Origin of the sequence: Streptomyces sp. NBC_01314 (assembly GCF_041435215.1) — a bacterium.
Lineage (GTDB): Bacteria > Actinomycetota > Actinomycetes > Streptomycetales > Streptomycetaceae > Streptomyces.
In genome coordinates this window covers 5,151,779-5,174,318 of record NZ_CP108394.1, presented here as the reverse complement: position 1 = coordinate 5,174,318, position 22,540 = coordinate 5,151,779, and the positions used below count along the sequence as shown (strand labels likewise).

Below are 22,540 nucleotides of genomic sequence, written 5' to 3'. Positions count from 1 at the left end.
GCTCTGCGTCGATGCGTAGGAACAAGCTCCGTGTTGATGCGTACGAACAAGCTCTGGACTTGCTCAACTCGGCTTTGAGCGGTCGGCAGCGGGGGCATCTCCCCGACACGCAAGTGAGCGAGGCACCCACGGGGGGTCGCTTCGGGGGACTCAGGAGAAAGAGGGGAGGGTGACGCCATGAACGCGATTGCGGTGATCGGCATCATCCTGGTGGCGGTGGTCGGTCTCACGACGGTGATCGGTGTCGTCAGCAACCGCAGGGCGAGGGCGGCCCGAGCGGCCGCGCGTCGCCGCTCGTCGGGCGGACGCGGCGGCGGCAGCGCTCATCGCAGCGCCCACCGCAGTGGCAGCCGCAGCGACAGCAACTCGAGCAGCAGCGACAACAGCTGGTGGGTGCTGGGCGCCGCGGGGGTCGGCGACAGCGGTTCGTCCCACTCCTCGTCGGACGACGACCGTGGTTCGTCGTCCGGGGGCAGTGGCTCGTCGTGCAGCAGTAGCAGCTCGTCGTCGTGCGGCAGCAGCAGCGGCTCGTCCTGCGGCGGCGGGTCCTCCTGCGGCGGCGGGGGCGGATGCGGTGGAGGCAGCTGACACGGGGCAGCCGAGCTCCACGACGTGAGCGCCCGCCGGGACGAACTTCCCGGCGGGCGCTCACGTGTGTAGTGCCGCTCGGACGGGGCAGACGCCTCGGTGGTCATACCCGCCCATGCCTGCCCAATGCCCTGCCCCTTGCTTGCCCCCAATGCCTGCCCCATGCCGGCTCCGTACCCGCTCCGTACCCGATCCGTGTCTGCTCTCTACCTGTTCCATGCCTGTTCCATGGCGACTTCGTGGCCGGGGCGGCGCACGGGGGTGAATCCCGATTCGCGCCTGAGTACGCCGGGTGGGCCCGGTTGTCCGGTGGGCGCATCCCGGGGTTCGCGCGCCCGGGTCGGTGGGCGTGTGGGGAGCGTGTTGACCGATGGGGCGTACGCCTGGTTGAACAGTTGAGCTGGGCAGCCCTCGGGGGGGTGGAAAGTACGTCAAGTTGGGTAAAAACGCTGTGGTGGCGCCACAGTTCATGATTCCCTATAAATCGCCAACGCAGCCCCCGGACGTCCCTCCCGGCAGGCCTGACACGGCTGACCGGACCGACTGGGACGTCGTCCTCACCCGACCTGGCTGACCGGGCCACGATTCCCGGTGCCGGCCGGGGTGCGCCGGACCCACTCCTCTTCTCTTTGCGTCGCTGCGGAGCCGATCCATGCTCACGACCCTGAACACCTCCTACACCGACACGCGCGCGGCAGACCTCGCCTGGGCCCTGGGGCGCGAGCCGCTGCCCGCGCTCGCCACGCTCGACCTCGAACTCACCGGCGCGAAGCTGCAGTTGCGGCTGCTGGGCGCATCCCACCAGATACTTTTGGAGGAGGAGCAGGGAAGCCACTGTTCGGAGACGGTCGCCTGCATCCCGGGCTCCAGCACGCCCCTCCCGCTCGGTGTGGCCAAACGTGTGGGCGACTGGGAGTACGAATTCGCCGCCCGCGTCGAGGTCCTGTCACCGGGTTCCTTCGCCGGCCGCGCCCAGGAACTCCTGGCCCTCGTCTCCGACCACCCCCATGGCCTGGCCGGTGTCTTCCCCGGCAGCCCCCACGCCTTCACGGCGATGCTCGCGCAGAGACACGAGGGGCAGGTGCACTGGCGTACGTGGCACGCGTATCCGCAGGACGGGCAACTGGTGGCCACGAGAACGAGGGTGGGGGTCAGGGTGTCGGTGACGCTGTGAGTGGGCGGGGTGCTCGGGTGGGTGAGGCGCTCTCGCGGGCGGGGCGAGGGGTAAGGCGGGCGAGGGTGGGTCGGCTGGGGTGGGTGGTCGGGTGCGGGTCCGGTGGGGCTTCTCGCGCAGTTCCCCGCGCCCCTGAAAAGACGACGGCCCTGCGGGCCCCGAAGACGACGGGCCCTGCAGGCCTGCAGACCCAGGCCCTGCGCCCCAAAGACGACGGCCCCGCGCCCCTGAAGACCAAGGCCCCGCCCTCTGAGCGAGGACGGCCCTGCGGGCCTGAAAGACTCAGGCCCTGCGCCCCCGAAGACCAAGGCTCCGCGTCCCCAAGACGATGGCCCTGCGCCTCTGAAGACCAAGGCTCCGCGTCCCTGAAAGAGGACGGCCCCGCAGGCCTGAAAGACCCGGCCCCCCGGGCCTCAAAGGTGACAGGCTGTGGCCTTGGAAGATGACGGTCCGGCCCGGGGGACGATGGTCGGTGCGGGCCGAAAAGCATGGGGCGCAGCCCCTGCTTTTCAGGGGCGCGGGGAACTGCGCGAGAAGCCCCACTCACCCGCACCCGCCAACGCACTCGAACCCCCGAGCGATCAGGCACCCGACAAAGCGTCGCAGACCACCCGTGTGGGTGACCCAGCGGAGCGCAACCGTGACGGTAGCGTGCCAGGAGTGATCGAGCCGCACGCCCCCGCACCCCCCGGCGCCCCTCCCCCCTGGCGCGGCCACGGAGGCCCGGGCGCCCAGGCGTGGTTACCGGTCCGCCCGGGAATCGGCCGCTTCCTCGTCCTCGCCGGCGTCTTCGTCTGCGCTGCCTGCGGACTGGTGTACGAACTGGAACTCGTCGCCCTCGCCTCGTACTTGATCGGCGACTCCGTCACCCAGGCCTCCGTGGTCCTCTCGGTCATGGTCTTCGCCATGGGCATCGGCTCCCTCGCCGCCAAACGCCTCCGCCCCCGCGCGGCCCTCGGCTTCGGCGCCATCGAGGCCGCCCTCGCCCTCGTCGGCGGCTGCAGCGCCCTCGCGCTGTACGCGGCGTTCGCCTGGACCGGCGACTGGGGCGGCATGTGGGCGAGCGGCTCCCGCTACCTCCTCGTCGCCTTTTCCCTGGCCATCGGCCTGCTCATCGGCGCCGAGGTCCCGCTGCTGATGGAGCTGATCCAGCGCATCCGCCGCCAGGACGCGGTCGGCGCGGTCGCCGACCTGTTCGCGGCCGACTACGTGGGCGCGCTGGTCGGTGGCCTCGCCTTCCCCTTCCTCCTGCTGCCCTGGCTCGGCCAGTTGACCGGCGCCCTGCTCACCGGCACGGTCAACGCCCTCGTCGGCGGCGCCCTCGTCCTGGGCCTGTTCCGCCACGACCTGACCCGCCGCGCCCGCCGGCTGCTGCTGGTCACCAACCTCGCCGTCCTCGGCCTCCTCGCCACCGCCGCCGTACACGTCGACGACTTCGAACGCGCCGCCCGGCGCGCGGTGTACGGCCAGGACGTGCGGGTCGCGCTGCGGACCGGTGTCCAGGAGGTCGTCCTCACCGGTGACAGGGACGGCCGCCCGCTCTCCCTCTTCCTCGACGGCCGCCTGCGCATCAGCGGCCGCGACGAACACCGCTACCACCGGGCCCTCGTCCAGCCCGCCATGAACGCCGGACCCCATGCCCGCGTCCTCGTCCTCGGCGGCGGTGACGGCCTCGCCGCCCGCGAAGTGCTCCGCCACGACGCCGTACGCGAGGTGGACATCGTCGATATCGACCCGGGCGTGGTGCGTCTGGCCCGCACGGACCCCGCCCTCTCCTCCCTCAACGGCCACGCCTACGCCGACGACCGCGTCCGCGTCTTCACGGAGGACCCCTTCGCCTGGCTGCGCGGCGTTCGCCCGACGGACACGTACGACGTCGTGATCTCGGACCTTCCCGACCCCGGCATCACGGCGAGCACCAAGCTCTATTCGCAGGAGTTCTACGGCCTGGCCCGTCAGGTGCTGGCCCCCGACGGTCGCATGGTGGTGCACGCGGGCCCGGTGTCGTCCCGGCGGCAGGTGTTCTGGACGGTCGACGCGACCGTCCGCGCCACCGGTCTGCGCACCATGCCCTACCGGGTCACCGCCGCCCCCGGCTTCGTCACCGGCCCCGACCGCGCGGCCCACACCTCCCAAGCCCCCCACGACTGGGGTTTCGTCCTGGCGACGCGGCCAGGCCCCGGCCGACGCCCACCACCGGACCTCGGCACCGGGGCCACACCACTCGACGCCGCCGACCGGGTGCGGGGCCTACCGCCGTCGACCCTGGTGCACCCGAGGTACACGGGCTGAGCCGTGCGGGGTCGCGTGGGGCGTATGGGAGCGGGGGCCTCCCGTGTGGCCCATGGGATCGGATGGAGCGCATGCGGCATGGCACCCGTGAGGCCCGTGAGGCCCGTGGGATCGGGTGGGTCGCCGGGGATCGCGTGGGGCGGAATACGAGCAATAACGCGTATGTATGGGTGCGGTGCGGTGCCACCTGGGTAGGCTCGGTTTCCATGGAGCATGAGGTGTTCGTTCCGGTTCCCGTCGGCCGCCTCCGGGAGGCGCTGTCCGACCCCGAGCGGGTGGCCCGAGCGGTCCCCGGGCTCCAGCAGGACGCGGGTACCCCGCCCGTCGCCGGCCGCGTGAAGGTACGCGTCGCCGGCCACACCATCACCTACCGCGGCACCCTCCGCGTGACCGCCCAGGACGACGGCTCCTATGCCGTGGAGGGCGACGCAACCGAGGCCCGAGGCACCGGCGCCGTGAAGCTCACCCTCACACTCCGCCTCACCCCGGCCACCGAGGGCACCACCCTCATCTGCACCGGCACAGCCACCGCCGACGGCCGCATCACCGAACTCCCGGCCGACTCGGTGTCCTCGGCGGTGACGCGACTGCTGGCGAGGTTCGCGGAGAACCTGGCGACGGCGGCCGAGCCCGAGCCCGAGCCGAAGCCCGAGCCGAAGCCCACGGCCGGATCCGAGGCCCCTGAATCCGGGACCGCTGAATCCGCTGAAGCCGCCGACGAGCGAGGCGGGGAGGAGGACAAGCCCTCGGCCCCCGTCGAGGACGAGCCGCCCGCCTCCGTCTTCGAGGCCGAGGTACCGCCGTCGGCGCTGGACCCCTTCGCCGAGGGGGACTTCGTCGCCGGGGGTGAGCCGCCGGCGGAGGCCGCGCACGCACGCCGGACGATGATCGGCCGTAGCGCGGAGGAGGTCGACCACGCACCGCCGCGCGGCCGGTACGCCCCGGTCCCGGCCCCCGAGCCCGTCTCCGCGAGCGACACCCTCCGCTGGGCGGCACCCGCGGCGGCCCTCGCCGTCGCCTCCGCCATCATCGTGAGCCGCGCCCTCCGCAAACGCCGCTGACGGCACGGCCCGTGGGCGTCGGCCGCCCCGCCGCACGGGCGAACCGGCCCGCCACACGGCCGCACCGTGGTCCCGGCCCTTGGCCCCTGCCCCCGGAGGCTGCTCCCGGCCCGATTCCGTCGACGCGGCCCTCCGTCGGGCGACTCGTCGCGCGGGGCGGCGACTCGCCGCAGACGTATCCGCCGCGCGGGCCGCACGCCCACCCGCTCCGTTCCGGCGCCCCGCCCGTCCCGCTCCGGCGCCCCGCCCGTCCGCGCCGAAACCGGCCTCCGTCGGCCGCCCCGTCGCGGGAAGCGTGGTCCGGCAACTCCTCGGTGGGGTGGGCCAGTAGGGTCGAGGGGTGAGTAGCGAAGAGATCAGGTTGGCCGCGGGTGACGCGGAGGTGGCGCTGGCGCCGGGGAACGGTGGCCGGGTGGCGGGCCTGCGGGTCGGTGGGGTCGAACTGCTGCGGCAGGGCGAGCGGTTCGGCTGCTTCCCGATGGTGCCGTGGTGCGGACGGATTCGGGACGGACGGTTCCGCGACGGCGGCAGCGTGCAGCAGATGCCCCTCAACGCCCCGCCCCACGCCATCCACGGCACGACCCGCGAGGGAGCCTGGCGCGTCGCGAGCCACGGCGGTACCGAGGCCGTCCTCACCTACGACCTCGTGGAGCCCTGGCCCTACCCCGGCCGCGTCACCCAGGTGGTCACCCTCACCCCGGACGCCCTGACCCTCACCATGTCCGTGGAGGCGCACGACTCCTCCTTCCCGGCTCAGATCGGCTGGCACCCCTGGTTCAACCGGAACCTGTCCGGCGGCGAGGACGTACGGATCGACTTCACGCCCACGTGGCAGGAGGAGCGCGGCGCGGACCACCTCCCCACCGGCAAGCGCCTCGACCCCGGGCCCGGCCCCTGGGACGACTGCTTCGGCATGCCCGACGGCGTCGACGTCACCCTCACCTGGCCGGAACGGCTGGAACTGAAGGTCGCCTCCCGCGAGGAATGGGTCGTGATCTACGACGAACAGGCGGAGGCCGTGTGCGTCGAACCCCAGACCGGCCCGCCCGACGGCCTCAACACCCACCCCCGCCTGGTCACCCCCATCGACCCCCTGGAAGCCACGACGACCTGGACCTGGCGGCACCTGTAAGCGGACATTAAGGGCCCCCTTAAGCTGGCTGCCATGACTGACGTGGACGTACGTGGATCTTTGCTGCAGCAGATCAAGGACAAGGCCGTGGTGCACGGCAAGGTGACCCTGTCGTCGGGTCTGGAGGCGGACTACTACGTCGACCTGCGCCGCGTCACCCTCGACGGCGAGGCCGCCCCGCTGGTCGGGCAGGTACTGCTCGACCTGACGGCCGACCTCGACTTCGACGCGGTCGGCGGTCTCACGATGGGCGCCGACCCCGTGGCCGGCGCGATGCTGCACGCGGCCGCCGCGCGGGGCCGCAGGCTGGACGCGTTCGTCGTCCGCAAGGCGGCCAAGGCGCACGGACTGCAGCGGCGGGTCGAAGGGCCGGAGATCAGCGGCCGACGCGTACTCGTCGTCGAGGACACCTCCACCACGGGCGGCTCCCCGCTGGCCGCCGTCGAGGCCGTGCGCGAGGCCGGGGCCGAGGTCGTCGCCGTCGCCACCATCGTCGACCGGGCGACCGGCGCCGCCGAGAAGATCGAGCAGGGCGCCGGAGTCCCGTACCTCTTCGCGTTCTCGAAGGACGAACTGGGCATCGACTGATGTCCACCGGGCTGCGGGGACAGTCCGTCGGGCTGCGTGAACCGTCCACCGGGCTGTGGGAACCGTCCGTCGGGCTGCTGGGGCAGTCCGTCGGACTGTAGGAACACCTGAGAACACCAAGGTCAGGGGTTACCGGGCAGTTCTGGACGCCCTGGCCGGAGCATCGGGTCCCGTCTGGAAGGATGGGGCCGACGATGACGTCGCAACCCTAGGTCAGGGCTCGTAAGCACAACGCCACCCGCACATACAAGGAGCGGACCATGCCCATCGCAACCCCCGAGGTCTACAACGAGATGCTCGACCGGGCGAAGGCAGGCAAGTTCGCCTACCCGGCCATCAACGTGACCTCGACCCAGACGCTGCACGCCGCGCTGCGCGGCTTCGCGGAGGCGGAGAGCGACGGCATCGTCCAGATCTCGACCGGCGGCGCCGAGTTCCTGGGCGGTCAGTACAGCAAGGAAATGGTGACGGGTTCCGTCGCCCTGGCCGAGTTCGCGCACATCGTGGCCGAGAAGTACCCCGTCACGGTCGCGCTGCACACGGACCACTGCCCGAAGGACAAGCTGGACGGCTACGTACGTCCGCTGATCGCGGTGTCGGAGGAGCGGGTCGCGCGCGGCGCGACCCCCCTCTTCCAGTCGCACATGTGGGACGGTTCGGCGGAGACCCTCGCCGACAACCTCTCCATCGCGCAGGAGCTCCTCGCCCGCGCCGCCGCCGCGAAGATCATCCTTGAGGTCGAGATCACCCCGACCGGCGGCGAGGAGGACGGTGTCTCCCACGAGATCAACGACTCCCTCTACACGACGGTCGACGACGCGATCCGTACGGCCGAGGCGCTGGGCCTGGGCGAGAAGGGCCGCTACCTGCTGGCCGCGTCCTTCGGCAACGTCCACGGTGTCTACAAGCCGGGCAACGTCGTCCTGCGCCCCGACCTCCTGAAGCAGCTGAACGAGGGCGTCGCCGCCCGCTTCGGCAAGGAGTCCCCGTTCGACTTCGTCTTCCACGGCGGCTCCGGCTCCACCGAGGAGGAGATCCGCACGGCCCTGGAGAACGGCGTCGTCAAGATGAACATCGACACCGACACCCAGTACGCCTTCACGCGTCCGGTCGCGGCCCACATGTTCCAGAACTACGACGGCGTCCTGAAGGTCGACGGCGAGGTCGGCGACAAGAAGACCTACGACCCCCGCACCTGGGGCAAGCTCGCGGAGGCGTCGATGGCGGCCCGCGTCGTCGAGGCCTGCGGCAACCTGCGCTCGGCGGGCACGAAGATCAAGTAACCGACCGGGAACGGCCCCGCCGCCCGATCCGGGCCCGGCCACACCACCGCGACTGCCCGCAGCCGGCATCACTCAGCTGCGGGCAGTCGTGTCGCTGCGGGCAGTCGCGGAGATGGTGGCGATGGCGGCGCCGAGGGTACCTCCGCTCGGGCGAAGCCGAGAGCGGGGGAGGGCGGGCGCAGCGGCATCCCGTCCGCCGCCGGGCTCGCGACCCCGCCCGGCGGCGGACGCCCACCGCCCGCCCGGCCGGCACCCTCACCACCCGCCCCCACCGCTACGGGCGCGTACCGCGCAACCGGCCCACCCGCACATCTGGCCCGATCGCCCCCGTCGCGGGATGATTCCGACCATGGCCGACGTACGCATGGCCTCCACCCAGGGCAAGTGGATCCTGTTGACCACCGTGCTCGGCTCCAGCATGGCCCTGCTGGACTCGACGGTCGTCAACGTCGCTCTTCCACGCATCGGCCTGGACCTGGACGCCGACCTCGCGAGCCTCCAGTGGATCGTCAACGCGTACACGCTCACCCTGGCCGGCCTGATCCTCCTGGGCGGCGCGTTGGGCGACCGCTTCGGCCGCCGCAAGGTGTTCGTCGTGGGCGTGGTGTGGTTCGCCGCGGCCTCGCTCCTCTGCGGCATCGCCCCGAACGGCGGCGTACTGATCGCCGCCCGAGCCCTCCAGGGCGTCGGTGGTGCCCTCCTCACCCCCGGTTCCCTGGCCCTCATCCAGGCGTCGTTCCACCCCGACGACCGCGCGAAGGCGGTCGGCCTGTGGTCCGGCTTCGGCGGCATGGGCGCGGCCGTCGGCCCGTTCCTGGGCGGCTGGCTGGTCGACGGACCCGGCTGGCGCTGGGTCTTCCTCCTGAACGTCCCCCTGGCCCTCTTCTGCGTTCCGATCGCCCTCCGCCACGTACCGGAATCCGCGGACGGCCGCAGCCACGACCGGGGCTTCGACATCCTGGGTGCCGTGCTCGGCGCCGCGTCCCTCGCCTTCATCACGTACGCGCTGATCGAGGCCCGAGCGGGCACCCTCGCGGTCGTGGTCACCGCAGTCGCCGGCGTGGCGGCGGCGGTGGCGTTCGTCCAGGTCGAACGCCACCGCCCCGACCCCATGATGCCGCCGGACATCTTCGCGTCCCGCCAGTTCACGGCGGTCAACATCGTCACCCTGTTCGTGTACGCGGCCTTCAGCGGCTTCTTCTTCCTCGCCGCGCTCCAGCTCCAGGTGGTCTCCGGCTACTCGGCCCTCGGCGCCGGCACGGCCCTCCTCCCCATCACCGCCCTGATGCTGCTCCTGTCCGCCCGCGCGGGCGCCCTCGGCGAACGCATCGGCCCCCGCATCCCCCTCACCGTCGGCCCCCTGCTGTGCGCGGCGGGCGTCCTGCTGATGCTCCGCGTGGGCCCCGACGCCGTGTACGCCACGGACGTCCTCCCCGCCCTCCTGGTCATGGGCCTCGGCATGGTCGCCCTCGTGGCCCCGCTGACCGCCACCGTCCTCGCCTCGGTCTCCACCGACCACGCCGGCCTCGCCAGCGGCATCAACAACGCCGCCGCCCGAGCGGCGGGCCTCCTGGCAGTGGCCGCACTGCCCCTGATCGCGGGCATGGGGCCGGAGGCGTACCGCTCACCCACGCAGTTCGACAGCGCGTTCGACACCGCCATGGTCGCCTGCGCCCTCGTCCTCCTCGTCGCCTCGGCCCTGGCCTACACCACGGTCCGCCGCCCCGCCCCCGACTGCCGCCACCCCGAATGCCGCACCCACGGCTGTGTGACGGCTCCACCGCTGGAGGGCACGCAGACGGGAGAGACGGCGGAGAAGTAACGGGCTGACGGGCCCCCGGGGGAAAGCCAGGGGCGCGGGCCTGCTTTTCAGGGGCGCGGGCAACCGCGCGAGCGACCCGCGCCACCCCCGCCCGACGAGCCCCACCCTCCACATGGGCCAGACTGGAACCCATGACGATTCACGAGAACCTCCTCGGCGGCCCACCCCCGACGCACCTCCCCGACTACCCGGAACCCCGCGAACTCCTCGCGAACGGCACACCCCCGGCCGACGTCGCCGCCAAGTACCCCACCTCCTCCCTCGCCTGGGCCCAGCTCGCCGACGACGCCTACGAGCGCGGCAGCCTCGTGGAGTCGTACGCCTACGCCCGTACGGGCTACCACCGCGGCCTGGACTCCCTGCGCCGCAACGGCTGGAAGGGCCACGGCCCCGTCCCCTGGGAGCACGAGCCGAACCGGGGCTTCCTGCGCGCCCTGCACGCTCTCGCCCGCGCCGCCGGAGACATCGGCGAGCAGGAGGAGTACGAGCGCTGCTCGCAGTTCCTGAAGGATTCCTCCCCGACGGCGGCGCAGACACTGAGCTGACCGAGGGACGTTCGTGCAGGTCCGCCTGGTGTGACCAGGCGGACCTTGCGGTGCGGGGGTGGTATCGCCGACTATGCGGGTGGGGACCGGGGCCCCCGTGTCGGAATTCGGCAGGGGCGGACCGCTACCCGGAGTACACAGCAGGAGACAGCGATGTCGCAGCCGGCTCAGCCCCACGAGGCTTCGGAGCCCGAGACCCCGCATCTCGACTTCCAGGGAACCACCCCGTACGAGGACTACGTCCAGGCGGACGTTCTCACCCACCTTCAGCACCCCCTCTCCGACGATCCCGGAGAGATGGTCTTTCTGGTGACGACCCAGGTCATGGAGCTGTGGTTCACCGTCATCGTGCACGAGTGGGAGACCGCGACCAACGCGGTCCGCAACGACGACGTGGCGACCGCGAAGGACGCCCTGAAGCGTTCCGTACGCGAACTGGAGGCCCTGAACGCCTCCTGGCGCCCGCTCGCCCAGCTCACCCCCGGCCAGTTCAACTCCTACCGCGCCGCCCTCGGCGAGGGCTCCGGCTTCCAGTCGGCGATGTACCGCCGGATGGAGTTCCTGCTCGGCGAGAAGTCCGCGTCCATGCTCGTCCCGCACCGGGGCGCCCCCCGCGTCCACGCCGAGCTGGAGAAGGCGCTGCACGAGCCGAGCCTCTACGACGAGGTCCTGCGGCTCCTGGCCCGCCGCGGCCACGCGATCCCCGACTCCGTCGTACGCCGTGACGTCTCCCAGCGCTACGAGCCCTCCCCCGAGGTCGAGGAGGTGTGGACCGAGCTGTACTCCGGCGACCCGGACCACGAACTCGCCCGCCTCGGCGAGGCGTTGACCGACGTCGCCGAACTCGTCTGGCGCTGGCGCAACGACCACCTCGTCGCCACCCGCCGCGCGATGGGTTCCAAGGCCGGCACCGGTGGCTCCGCCGGGGTGGCCTGGCTGGAGAAGCGCGCCCGGAAGAACGTCTTCCCCGAGCTGTGGACGGCGCGCTCCCATGTCTGAATCCATCGAACTCGGTACTGAACTGGCCTCCCTGGCAAGGGAGTTGGACGCGGCCGACGAACTGTCCGGCCTGCGCACCCGCTTCGTCCTCGACGACGCCGTGTACCTCGACGGCAACTCGCTCGGCGCGCTGCCGGTGTCGGTCCCCGGACGGCTCACGGATGTCGTGTACCGCGAGTGGGGCGAACTGCGCATCCGTTCCTGGGACGAGAGCGGCTGGTGGACCGCGCCCGAGCGGATCGGCGACCGGATCGCTCCGCTGGTGGGTGCGGCACCCGGCCAGATCGTGGTCGGCGACTCCACGAGCGTCAACGTCTTCAAGGCGGTCGTGGCGGCGGTGCGCATGGCGGACGAGTCCGGTGACGGCCGCCGCGACGAGATCCTGGTCGACGCGACGACGTTCCCGACGGACGGCTACATGGCCGAGTCCGCGGCCCGCATGACCGGCCGCACACTGCGCCCGGTGACCCCCGCCGATGTCCCGGCCGCCCTGAGCGACCGTACGGCCGTCGTCCTCCTCAACCACGTCGACTACCGCACGGGCCGCCTCCACGACCTCCCCGCCCTGACGGCGGCGGTCCACGAGGCCGGCGCCTACGCCGTCTGGGACCTCTGCCACAGCGCGGGCGCCCTCCCCGTGGGCCTCGACGAACACGGGGTCGACCTCGCGGTCGGCTGCACCTACAAGTACCTCAACGGCGGCCCCGGCTCCCCGGCGTACCTCTATGTCCGCCAGGACCTCCAGCCCCGCTTCGACTCCCCCCTCCCCGGCTGGACCTCCCACGCCCAGCCGTTCGCCATGCACCCGTCGTACGAGCCGACCACGGGCGCGCCGCGCGGCCGGGTCGGCACACCTGACATCCTGTCGATGCTGGCGCTGGAGGCGGCACTTGACGTCTGGTACGGGGGGAGGGGAGGCGGCTCCACCGCGGGTACGGGTACGGGTACGGGCGCAGGCGTAGGTGCTGGTGCTGGTGCTGGTGCTGGTGCTGGCCTGGGTGCAGGCGCCGGAGTCGGAGCTGAGGCCGGGACTGTGACGGGGTCCGGGGCCGTGCGTGGGACCAGGGTGACGATCGAGTCGGTCCGCGCCAAGTCCCTCGCCCTGACGGACTTCTTCCTGCGCTGCGTGTCGGCGTACGTTCCCGACGGCCGGGTCGAGTCCCTCACCCCGACCGCCCACGCGGAACGGGGCAGTCAGGTCGCCCTGCGGTGCGACGACGCCGGCGACGTCATGAAACGCCTCATCCACCAGGGCGTCATAGGCGACTTCCGCCACCCCGACGTCCTCCGCTTCGGCTTCACCCCCCTCTACGTCACCTTCGCGGACGCGGAGCGAGCGGCCCGAGTACTGGGGGAGACGCTGAAGTCGATGGGGTAGCGGCGCAGGGGAGACGAGGGGCCGTGGGAAGCGGCGCCGGGTAGGGGGAGGGGGCGCTGGGGTAGCGGCGTGGGGACGGCCCAACTGTCCCAGCGACTGGGCCGCGGTGCCGCCTCCCCAGCCGCCCCGTCCCTGCCGCCTGACCCGGCGTCACATCCGCGTGTCGACGCACGTCACGGGCCTGATACCGTCCCCGCCAACGGCAGGCGCGCCTTTCCCAGGCGCCCGCCCACCCAAACCCTTCCAAATCCGTTTTCCCCGAGAGGTTGGCACATGCCGGACGACGACGCCGCAGCCCGCGATGCCGCCGAAGAGGCATCCGCCTTCTCACACCCGCCGATCGCCCCCGACGCCACGGCGGCCTACGGCGACCACCCCGACCAGGTGATCGACTTCTACGCCCCCCGCACCTCCGACTCGGGCGGGGACGCAGGGATAGGGATAGGGATAGGGATAGGTAGAGGAGCAGGAGCGGGAGCGGGAGCAGGCGGTGGCACGGGCGCGGGCGCGCCCTCCGAGCCCGGCTCGGCCGCATCCACAGGCGCCGCCCCCGTGGTCGTAGTCCTGCACGGTGGAGCCTGGCGGGCCCCCTACGACCGCCATCACGTCACCCCCTTCGCCGACTTCCTCGCCCGCCACGGCTTCGCGGTGGCCAACATCGAGTACCGGCGAGGAAGCCCACTCCCCACCCAGGCCGGCCCCACGGGCACCCCCGCACCGACAGCGGGCCGCTGGCCGGAGACGTTCGACGACATCGCCGCCGCCCTCGACGCCCTGCCGGACCTCCTGCGCGCGGCCCTTCCCCAGGCAGACCCCCGCCGCATGGTCCTCACCGGCCACTCCGCCGGCGGTCACCTCGCCCTGTGGGCCGCGGCCCGCCACGTACTCCCGCCCGACGCCCCGTGGCGCACCTCGCGCCCCGCCCCCCTCCGCGGAGTCGTCGCCCTGGCCCCCATCGCCGACTTCACCGTGGCCGACAAGCTGGACGTCTGCGGCGGCGCGACCGCCCAACTCCTCGGCGGCCAGGACAAGTTCACCGACCGTCGGCCCTACGCCGACCCCGCGCTCCTCCTCCCGACCGGCATCGCCACCACCCTCGTGCAGGGCCGCTCCGACATCGTCGTCCCCGAGGCCGTCGCCGAGGCGTACGCCGACGCCGCGGCCAAGGCGGGCGAGGTCGTGGGCCTGACTCTGCTGGAGGACGTGGGGCACTTCCCCCTCATCGACCCGGCGGCGGACGCGTGCGCGGTGGTGGTGGAGGAGATCTCGCAACTGGCCTGGTGAACGGGGCCCTGACACGACCCCCGTCACCGTCCTCACCCCTCCCCGCTGATACCCGTAATACCTGAGAGCTACATCCCAGGTGAGCTCCCTGGCGTGACGCGGACGACGACCCCCGATCCATAACTTCCTTCTCAGAGCGGCCCGATGGACGGGCGGCCCGAATGGGAAGGGGTGGGTGGCATGGGGGTCGCGACATGGCCGGAGGCAGACCTCCGGCCGGCCACGGAACCACGCTCCACGGCACAACCACCCCGACCGTCCCCCACACCGGCGGACCTCCGACACGGCGGTCTCCGGCGTCCCACTCCCCGGTGTCCCACTCCCCGGTTTCGCCCCTCCTGGTCGGCCCGGCTGCGCCGAGCGCTGCTCGCCCTCCTGGTGGCGACGGCCGTGATCGCCCCCATCTCCGCCGCGGCCAGGCCGCGGATCCCGGCCCCGGCCCCGGCGTCCATCGCCCCGCCGACCCCGACGACCCTCCGGTCGACGTACGAGGCCAACCGCGAGAACGCGGCGGAGGCGGCCCGCATGGCGGACGCCCACGGCGACCGAAGCCGAGCCGCGACCGACCGGTGGATGGCGGCACCCGCCCGGCAACTCCTGACGTTCGACGGCCGAGGCTCCGGCCAGGCGGTGGAAGTCCTGGGTGACCTGCTGAAGGCCGACCACATAGCGGTCCTGGTCCCGGGCTCGGACACGAGTCTGGACACGTACGACCGCTTCCACAGAGCCGCACAGGCCCTGCACGACCGCACGGGCCCGGACACAGCGGTGATCGCCTGGCTCGGCTACGAAACGCCCGTAACCATCAGCACGACGGTCCTCACTCCCACCCGAGCCGAACAGGCGGCCCCTCACCTCCGCGCGTTCATCGGCGAACTGCGAGGCCTGGTGGGCGACTCCACCAGCGTCGCCCTCATCTGCCACTCCTACGGCTCGGTCGTCTGCGCCCGCGCCGTCACCGATCTCGACGCCGTCGACGACATGGCACTGATCGGCAGCCCCGGCACCGGCGCGGACAGCGCGGCCGCCCTGCACACCTCGGCACGCGTATGGGCGGCCCGGGGAACGGACGACTGGATCGGCATGGTCCCCCACACCCGATCCGACTTCTTCGGCACCACCCTCGGCTTCGGCACCGACCCCACGTCCCGCTCCTTCGGCGCCCACGTCTTCACCGCAGGCCCCGCCGGTCACAGCGACTACTTCACCCCCAACTCCACCTCCCTGAAAAACCTCGCGCACATAACCCAAGGCGCCTTCCCGGAGGAAACCCATGCCTGACCACACCAGCACGCCCATGGCTACCCACACTGCGGGAGCGGGAGCGGGAGCGGGAGCGGGAGCGGGGGCCGGGGCCGGGAGCGGCGCACGACCCGCCCAGACCGAACGCCCCCGATCCCCCCTCAGCGCCGCCCGCCGAGCCGCCCACCACATCGACACCGCCACCCCGCCCCACCGAGACCGCGCAGTGGACGCCCTCCGAGCCCTCGCCATACTCGGCATAGTCCTGGGCCACTGGCTGGTCACCGCCCTCGTCGCGGACGGCAACACCCTCCACACCACCAGCCCGCTCCAACACATGCCCCAACTGGCCCCCATCTCCTGGCTCTTCCAGACTCTCGCCGTCTTCTTCCTGGTGGGCGGCCACGTAGCCACGAAGAGCTACGCCTCGGCCCGAGCCCACGGCACCACGTACACCCAATGGCTCCGCACCCGCCTGACCCGCCTGTTCCTCCCGGTCGCCGCCCTCCTGACCCTCTGGACGGCGGTCACGATCACCCTCCTGGCCACAGGCACCCGCATCGACACGGTCCACACCCTCGCGAAACTGGCCCTGTCCCCGCTGTGGTTCCTGTTGGTCTTCGCCGCCCTGACGGCAGCGACGCCGCTACTGACCCGCCTCAACCCGCTCTGGCCCCTGGCCGTCGTCCTCCACGTGGACCTCATCCGCTTCGGCCTCGGCGGCCCCCAGGGCATCGGCTGGATCAACCTGGCGGCGGGCTGGCTGGTCCCGTACACCCTGGGCGCGGCCTGGACCCGAGGCGAACTGAAGAGCCTGCGCGCAGGCTGGACCCTGCTGGTGTCCGGCACGGCGGCGACGGCGGCCCTGATCATCTGGGCCGGCTACCCGGCGTCGATGGTCGGCGTCCCCGGCGCGCAGATCTCCAACCTGAACCCACCCACCCTGGCCGCCGTCACCTTCGGCCTGGCCCAGTGCGGTCTGGCCCTCCTGTCGCGCGGCCCTCTCCGCCGCGCCCTGCGGCACCGACCGATGGCCTGGGCGGCGGTGGCAGTCGTCAACCTCTCGGCGATGACCCTGTTCCTCTGGCACCAGACGGCGATGATGGCGACGACCGCCACAGGTCTGGCGGCAGGCCGCCTGCCCGGCCTGCACACCCTCCCCGACAACCTGACCTGGGTGGCGGCCCGCCTCGCCTGGCTCCCGGCCTTCGTCCTCGCCCTCCTGCTCTGCTGGTCGGCGTTTCACGGCTACGAGAACAGCGGCCCCAAGAAGACGTCACGACCGGAGACGTCACGACCGGAGACGTCACGACCGGAGACGTCACGACTGGAGACGTCACGACGGACACGGCCCCGAATCAGCCATCAGCCCCGGCCGCCACGTCCGTCACGGCCCCGAACCAGCGCCCAACCACCGAACAGGCAGACCTCATCGGTGCGCCATGCCTAGGCTCATCCGAATGAGCGAGGTGGAGGAGCGGCTGACCAGAGGACTACGGCTGCTGCGTGAGGACCTGTGGAGTGCCAAGCCCCACCCGCTGCCGCCCTCCGCCAGGCTGCGCCGACTCCCACACGGGCTGGTCGTCGTCGTCGCGCTCGTCACCACGCTCGGCAACATCGAGGTGATGGGCGAGAGTTACCGACTGGGCGCGCAGTACGCGCTGTTGTGCTCGCTGGCACAGGCGGCAGCGGTGGTGCTCGCCCTCTGGTGGCCGGTACCGGCATGGTGGGCCTCCATGGTGGTCACCACCGTGGTGGCGATCGGTGTCCGAGCCCAGTTGTTCACCCAGCAGACAGACCCCGACTCCGGCTTCCGGCGCCCCGACGCCACAGACGGTCTCGGCTCCCCCCTTCCCCACGGCACACCCGACACCGACGTGCCCTGGCCATGGAGCCCCATGGGGCTGATCGCGCACGCGGTCATCCTCTTCCTCCTCGCCCTGCGCCTGCCCAACCGCGTGGTGATCGGGTCGCTGGTGCTGACCACGCTGGGCACCTTCGCCCTGCAGGGCCTCGCCGGCTCCCATGAGTACGCGCCGACGACTTCGCTGGCCCTCGTCTTCTTCGTCGGTGCCGTCCTCCTCGGCAGCGCCATCCGCGGCCGCCGCGAGGCCCGCACCCAGCTCGTCGAGCTGACCAGCATCACGGCCGAGGAGCGCGCCCGCCGCACGCTCCTGGAGGAGCGCAGCCGTATCGCGCGCGAACTGCACGACGTGGTCGCCCACCACATGTCGGTGATCTCCATCCAGGCCCAGGTCGCCCCACACCTGGTGGAGAACCCTTCCGAGGAACTGAAGGAGAACCTCCACGGCATCCGGCAGAACGCGCTGGAGGCCCTCACCGAACTCCGCCGCGTCCTCGGCGTACTGCGCTCCGAGAACCCCCCGGACGCCGGCCCCGACGGTCCGCACGGGATAGCGGCCGTCACCGAGGGCACCGCCCCGCACGCCCCGCAGCCCACCCTGGACCGTCTCGACGCGCTCATCGACAACACCCGCGCGGCCGGCCTGGCGGTCGTCACCGAGATCCACGGCGAGGTGAGCCCGCTGTCGTCGGGCGTGGAGCTGTCGGCGTACCGGATAGTGCAGGAGGCGCTCAGCAACGCCCTGCGGCACGCGCCCGGGTCGACCGTTCGGGTGGAGCTCACCCACTTCCCGCACGGTCTGCAGGTGCGGGTGATCAACTCCCGTCCCGTCCGCAAGGCCCCACCGTTCCCCGGCGCCGGTCACGGGCTCCTCGGTATGCGTGAGCGTGCCGCGATGCTCGGTGGCACCCTCATGGCGACCGAGACCTCCCACGGCGGCTTCGCCGTCGTGGCCTTCCTCCCCCGTGACGGCGACCCGGGCAGCGAGCCCGCCCAGCCGACATCGGACACGACAGGAGAAAAGAGTCCATGACGAGCAGCACCATCCGCGTACTGATCGCCGACGACCAGCAGATGGTCCGGCAGGGCTTCTCGGTGCTGCTCAACACCCAGCCCGACATCGACGTCGTCGGCCAGGCGGTGCACGGCCTCGACGCGATCGACAAGGTCGCCGAACTCGCCCCGGACGTCGTCCTGATGGACATCCGCATGCCCGAGCTGGACGGTATCGAGGCCACCCGGCGCATCACCACCGAGCGCCCGCACATCAGAGTCCTCGTCCTCACCACCTTCGACCTCGACGAGTACGTGTACGAGGCGCTGCGCGCCGGCGCGTCCGGCTTCCTCCTCAAGGACGCCTCCGCCGACCAGCTGGCCGAGGCGGTACGGGTCGTCGCGGCGGGAGACGCCCTGCTCGCACCCGGCATCACCCGCCGCCTCATCGCCGAGTTCTCCCGCCTCGGCACCACACCTCGCGCCCCCCTGAAAGCCCGCGTCGGCGACCTGACCGAGCGGGAGACCGAGGTGCTCACCCTGATCGCCCAGGGGCTGTCGAACGCCGAGATCGCCCAACGCCTCGTCGTCGCCGAACAGACCGTGAAGACCCACGTCGGCCGCATCCTGGTCAAACTGGGCCTCCGCGACCGCACCCAGGCAGCGGTCTTCGCCTACGAATCGGGCCTGGTCCGCCCCACGGGCTACTGAACGAACGCCACCGACGGACCCCGTATACGGACCGCCGACCACGATGCGCACGACCACGACCACCACGCGCACTACCCGTAGTACCTGAGGTGGACCTGGACAGACCCTCCTCACTGGTGACGACGCCGCACCTGCCCTCCGCCTACCGTTTTCAACGTGACCGAGACGACCCAGACCCAGACGATGCCCTTGCGCGGCGGGGGCAAGCCGAGCAGCCCGGAGTTCCGGGTGGCGATGGACGCGTGGCGCAGGCTGCGTCAGGACCTGTTCCGCGACGGGTTCGCCTACCGGCCGATGCCTCCGATGAAGATGGAGGGCCAGTTCACCAGCCGGCTCTCCGGCCGCCTGCGCGAGTACGTGGCCTGGGCGCCGCACGCGGCCGTGGTGATGGCCGGCCTGTTCTCGATGGCCATCGCCGTCTCCGCCTCCGCCAGCGACGGAAGCGGACTCGGCGCGATGCTGGCTGCCGCCTTCGCCCTGCTCCCGGTCCTGCTGACCATGATCAGACCCGTGGCAGCCTTCTGGCTGTCCATGATCGCGACCCCCGTGACCGCGGTGGGCAGCGGTCTGTGGGACGACTGGCCGTGGACGGCCGGCAGCTTCGCGGCCCACCTCGTGGTGATGACGGTCGTGGCCTTGCGTACGCGGCCGCGCGTAGCCGCCTGGATGTGGGGCCTGACCGCGGCGTACGGGGCGTTCTTGGAAGGTGTGATGGGCGGCGGCCACTACGCGCCGAACAACACGGCCCCGCTGCTCGTCGTCTCCGCCATGTCCTTGCTGGCCGCCTGCGCCGTGACCGTACGCCGCACGGCCCAGCGGGAGGTGACCGCCCAACAGACGGTGACCGAGCACGAGCGCTCCCGGCGCACCCTCCTGGAGGAGCGCACCACGATCGCCCGCGAGCTGCACGACGTGGTCGCCCACCACATGTCGGTGGTCGCCATCCAGGCCGAGGCCGCGCCCTACCGCGTGGAGAACCCGCCGCCGGAGCTGGAGCAGGCCTTCGTCACGATCCGGGAGAACGCGGTGGCGGCGCTCACCGAGCTGCGCCGCGTCCTCGGGGTGGTCCGTGCCGAGGACTACGAGGCCCCGGACGCCCCACAGCCCACCCTCGCCGACCTCGACGGCCTGCTCGCCAACGTGCGGGAGGCCGGCCTCACGGTCGACAAGGCGGTGACCGGAGCGGTCCGTGAGCTCCCGCAGGGCGTGGAGCTGTCGGCCTACCGCATAGTGCAGGAGGCCCTCAGCAACACGCTGCGGCACGCGCCGGGCGCCGCGGCCCGCGTGGAGATCGGCTACGTCCTGGGCGGCCTCGGCCTGCGCATAGTCAACGGCCCGTCGCCGGAGGTGAGCCTGGTGAAGTCCACGCACGGCACCGGCCACGGCCTCACCGGCATGCGCGAGCGCGTCACGATGCTGAACGGCGAGATGACGACGGGCGAGACGGAGGACGGAGGCTACGAGGTGACGGTGTTCCTGCCGGTGTCGAGCGTGAGCGAGGCCGACGCATGACGATCCGTGTGCTGATCGCCGACGACCAGATGATGGTCCGCGAGGGCTTCTCCGTGCTGCTCGGCGCGATGCCGGACATCGAGGTGGTCGGCGAGGCGGTGAACGGCCGGGACGCGGTCGACCGGGTCCGGGAGCTGTCGCCGGACGTCGTCCTGATGGACATCCGGATGCCGGAGATGAACGGCATCGAGGCCACCCGGGAGATCGTCGCGTCGGACGGCGGGGCGAAGGTACTGGTCCTGACCACGTTCGACCTCGACGAGTACGTGTACCAGGCGCTGCGCGCGGGAGCCTCCGGCTTCCTCCTCAAGGACGCCTCCGCCCGCCAACTGGCCGACGGGGTCCGCGTGGTGGCCGCCGGGGAGGCCCTCCTCGCCCCGTCCGTCACCAAGCGCCTGATCACGGAGTTCTCCAAGCTGGCCCAGGCCCCCCGCCCGTCGGCGGCCACCCAGCTGGCGTACGGCGAACTCACCGACCGCGAGACCGAGGTCCTGGTCCTCATCGCCCAGGGCCTGTCGAACTTGGAGATAGCCGAGCGTCTGGTGGTCGCCGAGTCCACGATCAAGACCCATGTGAGCCGGGTCCTGGTCAAGCTGGGCCTGCGTGACCGCACTCAGGCGGCTGTGTTCGCCTACGAGGCACGCTTGGTCACTCCCGGCTGACAGGGCCCGGGAGCGGCTCAGTCGAGGTCACGCGTCGGTTCCCCCTGGTCATAGGGCCCGCTCGCGGGTTAGCGTCCGGTCATGGCAGCTGCTTCCGACCTCGCTTTCGACCCGTGGGACCCCGACTTCGTGGCCGACCCGTACCCGGCGTACGCGGAGCTGCGGGCCCGGGGCCGGGTGCGGTACTTCGAGCCAACGAACCAGTGGCTCGTGCCGCACCACGCGGACGTCTCGGCGTTGCTGCGGGACCGGCGGCTCGGACGGACGTACCAACACCGGTTCACGCACGAGGACTTCGGGCGGGGCGCGCCGCCGGCGGAGCAGGAGCCGTTCCACACGCTGAACGACCACGGGATGCTCGACCTGGAGCCCCCGGACCACACACGGATCCGGCGGCTGGTGTCGAAGGCGTTCACACCGCGCACGGTGGAGCGGCTGAAGCCGTACGTGCGGGATCTGGCCGGTGAGCTGGTGGCCGGGCTGGTCGAGGCGGGTGGGGGTGATCTGCTGACGGATGTGGCGGAGCCGCTGCCGGTGGCGGTGATCGCCGAGATGCTCGGTATCCCCGAGTCCGACCGGGCTCAGCTGCGGCCCTGGTCGGCGGACATCTGCGGGATGTACGAGCTGAGTCCGGCGGACGAGACCGCGAAGCGGGCGGTGCGGGCGTCGGTGGAGTTCTCGGAGTATCTGCGAGGGCTGATCGCGCATCGTAGGGCGGAGCCGGGTGAGGATCTGATCTCGGGTTTGATCGCCGCGTACGACGAGGGCGACCGCCTCACCGAGCAGGAGATGATCTCCACCTGTGTGCTGCTGCTGAACGCGGGCCATGAGGCGACGGTGAACGCCACGGTGAACGGCTGGTGGGCACTGTTCCGGAACCCGGAGCAGTTGGCGGCCCTGCGCGCGGACCACTCGCTGGTGCCTGCGGCGGTGGAGGAGCTGATGCGGTACGACACGCCGTTGCAGTTGTTCGAGCGGTGGGTGCTGGACGACATCGAGATCGACGGGACGACCGTCCCCCGGGGCGCGGAGATAGCGATGCTGTTCGGCTCGGCGAACCACGACCCGTCCGTGTTCGCGGACCCCGAGAAGCTGGATCTCACCCGCGAGGAGAACCCGCACATCTCCTTCAGCGCGGGCATCCACTACTGCATCGGCGCCCCCCTCGCCCGTATCGAACTGGCGGCCTCGATGACGGCCCTCCTCGACAAGGCCCCGACGCTCGCCCTGGCCGCCGAGCCGACAAGGAAGCCGAACTTCGTGATTCGCGGCCTGGACGGCCTGTCCGTCAAGATCTGAGGCACCCTCCACTGCCTGCCTGCCTGCCTGCCTGCCTGCCTGCCTGCCTGCCTGCCTGCCTGCCTGCCTGCCTGCCCCTGACCCCTGCTCCGACCCCTGCTCCGACCCTTG

19 protein-coding genes are annotated in these 22,540 nt (G+C 71.8%); 18 read left to right on the top strand and 1 reads right to left on the bottom strand.

The annotated features are described in order from the left end of the window. Window positions 1-323 precede the first annotated feature (323 nt). Window positions 324-752: a hypothetical protein gene (locus OG622_RS22620; RefSeq protein WP_371578450.1), complete on the bottom strand. Its 429-nt coding sequence runs from the start codon at window positions 750-752 to the stop codon at window positions 324-326. Window positions 753-1,240: 488 nt separating this feature from the next. Here OG622_RS22620 and OG622_RS22615 point away from each other — a divergent pair, with 488 nt between their 5' ends. The 18 genes from OG622_RS22615 (at window position 1,241) to OG622_RS22530 (ending at window position 22,429) form a co-directional block, all read left to right on the top strand. Then, window positions 1,241-1,762, top strand: a complete 522-nt coding sequence (locus OG622_RS22615) for a DUF2617 family protein (protein ID WP_371578449.1) — start codon at window positions 1,241-1,243, stop codon at window positions 1,760-1,762. Between the two features lie 660 nt (window positions 1,763-2,422). After that, window positions 2,423-4,054: a polyamine aminopropyltransferase gene (locus OG622_RS22610; protein ID WP_371578448.1), complete on the top strand. Its 1,632-nt coding sequence runs from the start codon at window positions 2,423-2,425 to the stop codon at window positions 4,052-4,054. Window positions 4,055-4,260: 206 nt separating this feature from the next. Then, a complete protein-coding gene (locus OG622_RS22605; protein WP_371578447.1) occupies window positions 4,261-5,115 on the top strand; it encodes an SRPBCC family protein in 855 nt (284 codons plus the stop codon). Between the two features lie 340 nt (window positions 5,116-5,455). Then, window positions 5,456-6,247 carry an aldose 1-epimerase gene (locus OG622_RS22600; RefSeq protein WP_371578446.1) on the top strand — a complete coding sequence of 264 codons (792 nt, stop codon included), beginning with the start codon at window positions 5,456-5,458 and terminating at the stop codon, window positions 6,245-6,247. A gap of 33 nt (window positions 6,248-6,280) precedes the next feature. Next, complete coding sequence (gene pyrE, locus OG622_RS22595) at window positions 6,281-6,835, top strand: orotate phosphoribosyltransferase (protein ID WP_371578445.1); 555 nt, start codon at window positions 6,281-6,283, stop codon at window positions 6,833-6,835. A gap of 260 nt (window positions 6,836-7,095) precedes the next feature. Then, a complete protein-coding gene (gene fbaA / locus OG622_RS22590; protein ID WP_371578444.1) occupies window positions 7,096-8,118 on the top strand; it encodes a class II fructose-bisphosphate aldolase in 1,023 nt (340 codons plus the stop codon). A 349-nt stretch (window positions 8,119-8,467) separates the two neighbouring features. Continuing rightward, window positions 8,468-9,940: an MFS transporter gene (locus OG622_RS22585; RefSeq protein ID WP_371578443.1), complete on the top strand. Its 1,473-nt coding sequence runs from the start codon at window positions 8,468-8,470 to the stop codon at window positions 9,938-9,940. 131 nt (window positions 9,941-10,071) lie between these two features. Further along, a complete protein-coding gene (locus OG622_RS22580) occupies window positions 10,072-10,485 on the top strand; it encodes a DUF3151 domain-containing protein (RefSeq protein ID WP_371578442.1) in 414 nt (137 codons plus the stop codon). A gap of 153 nt (window positions 10,486-10,638) precedes the next feature. Then, on the top strand, window positions 10,639-11,484 hold the full coding sequence (locus OG622_RS22575; RefSeq protein WP_371578441.1) for a tryptophan 2,3-dioxygenase family protein: 846 nt from the start codon (window positions 10,639-10,641) through the stop codon (window positions 11,482-11,484). Continuing rightward, window positions 11,477-12,862: a kynureninase gene (locus OG622_RS22570; protein WP_371578440.1), complete on the top strand. Its 1,386-nt coding sequence runs from the start codon at window positions 11,477-11,479 to the stop codon at window positions 12,860-12,862. Before OG622_RS22575 ends, OG622_RS22570 begins: the two co-directional genes overlap by 8 nt. 273 nt (window positions 12,863-13,135) lie before the next feature. Next, window positions 13,136-14,146, top strand: a complete 1,011-nt coding sequence (locus OG622_RS22565) for an alpha/beta hydrolase (RefSeq protein WP_371578439.1) — start codon at window positions 13,136-13,138, stop codon at window positions 14,144-14,146. A gap of 390 nt (window positions 14,147-14,536) precedes the next feature. Further along, window positions 14,537-15,427 carry an alpha/beta hydrolase gene (locus OG622_RS22560; protein ID WP_371578438.1) on the top strand — a complete coding sequence of 297 codons (891 nt, stop codon included), beginning with the start codon at window positions 14,537-14,539 and terminating at the stop codon, window positions 15,425-15,427. Between the two features lie 16 nt (window positions 15,428-15,443). Continuing rightward, window positions 15,444-16,838 carry an acyltransferase gene (locus OG622_RS22555; RefSeq protein WP_371578437.1) on the top strand — a complete coding sequence of 465 codons (1,395 nt, stop codon included), beginning with the start codon at window positions 15,444-15,446 and terminating at the stop codon, window positions 16,836-16,838. Window positions 16,839-16,848: 10 nt separating this feature from the next. Next, window positions 16,849-18,285 carry a sensor histidine kinase gene (locus OG622_RS22550; protein WP_371578436.1) on the top strand — a complete coding sequence of 479 codons (1,437 nt, stop codon included), beginning with the start codon at window positions 16,849-16,851 and terminating at the stop codon, window positions 18,283-18,285. Beyond that, on the top strand, window positions 18,282-18,956 hold the full coding sequence (locus OG622_RS22545; protein ID WP_371578435.1) for a response regulator: 675 nt from the start codon (window positions 18,282-18,284) through the stop codon (window positions 18,954-18,956). Before OG622_RS22550 ends, OG622_RS22545 begins: the two co-directional genes overlap by 4 nt. 156 nt (window positions 18,957-19,112) lie before the next feature. Then, a complete protein-coding gene (locus OG622_RS22540; RefSeq protein ID WP_371578434.1) occupies window positions 19,113-20,468 on the top strand; it encodes a sensor histidine kinase in 1,356 nt (451 codons plus the stop codon). Next, window positions 20,465-21,130, top strand: a complete 666-nt coding sequence (locus OG622_RS22535) for a response regulator (RefSeq protein ID WP_371578433.1) — start codon at window positions 20,465-20,467, stop codon at window positions 21,128-21,130. The genes OG622_RS22540 and OG622_RS22535 overlap by 4 nt, the downstream gene beginning before the upstream one ends. A gap of 81 nt (window positions 21,131-21,211) precedes the next feature. Continuing rightward, the gene (locus OG622_RS22530; protein WP_371578432.1) at window positions 21,212-22,429 is read left to right on the top strand and encodes a cytochrome P450; all 1,218 of its coding nucleotides are present in this window, start codon (window positions 21,212-21,214) and stop codon (window positions 22,427-22,429) included. Window positions 22,430-22,540: the final 111 nt, after the last annotated feature.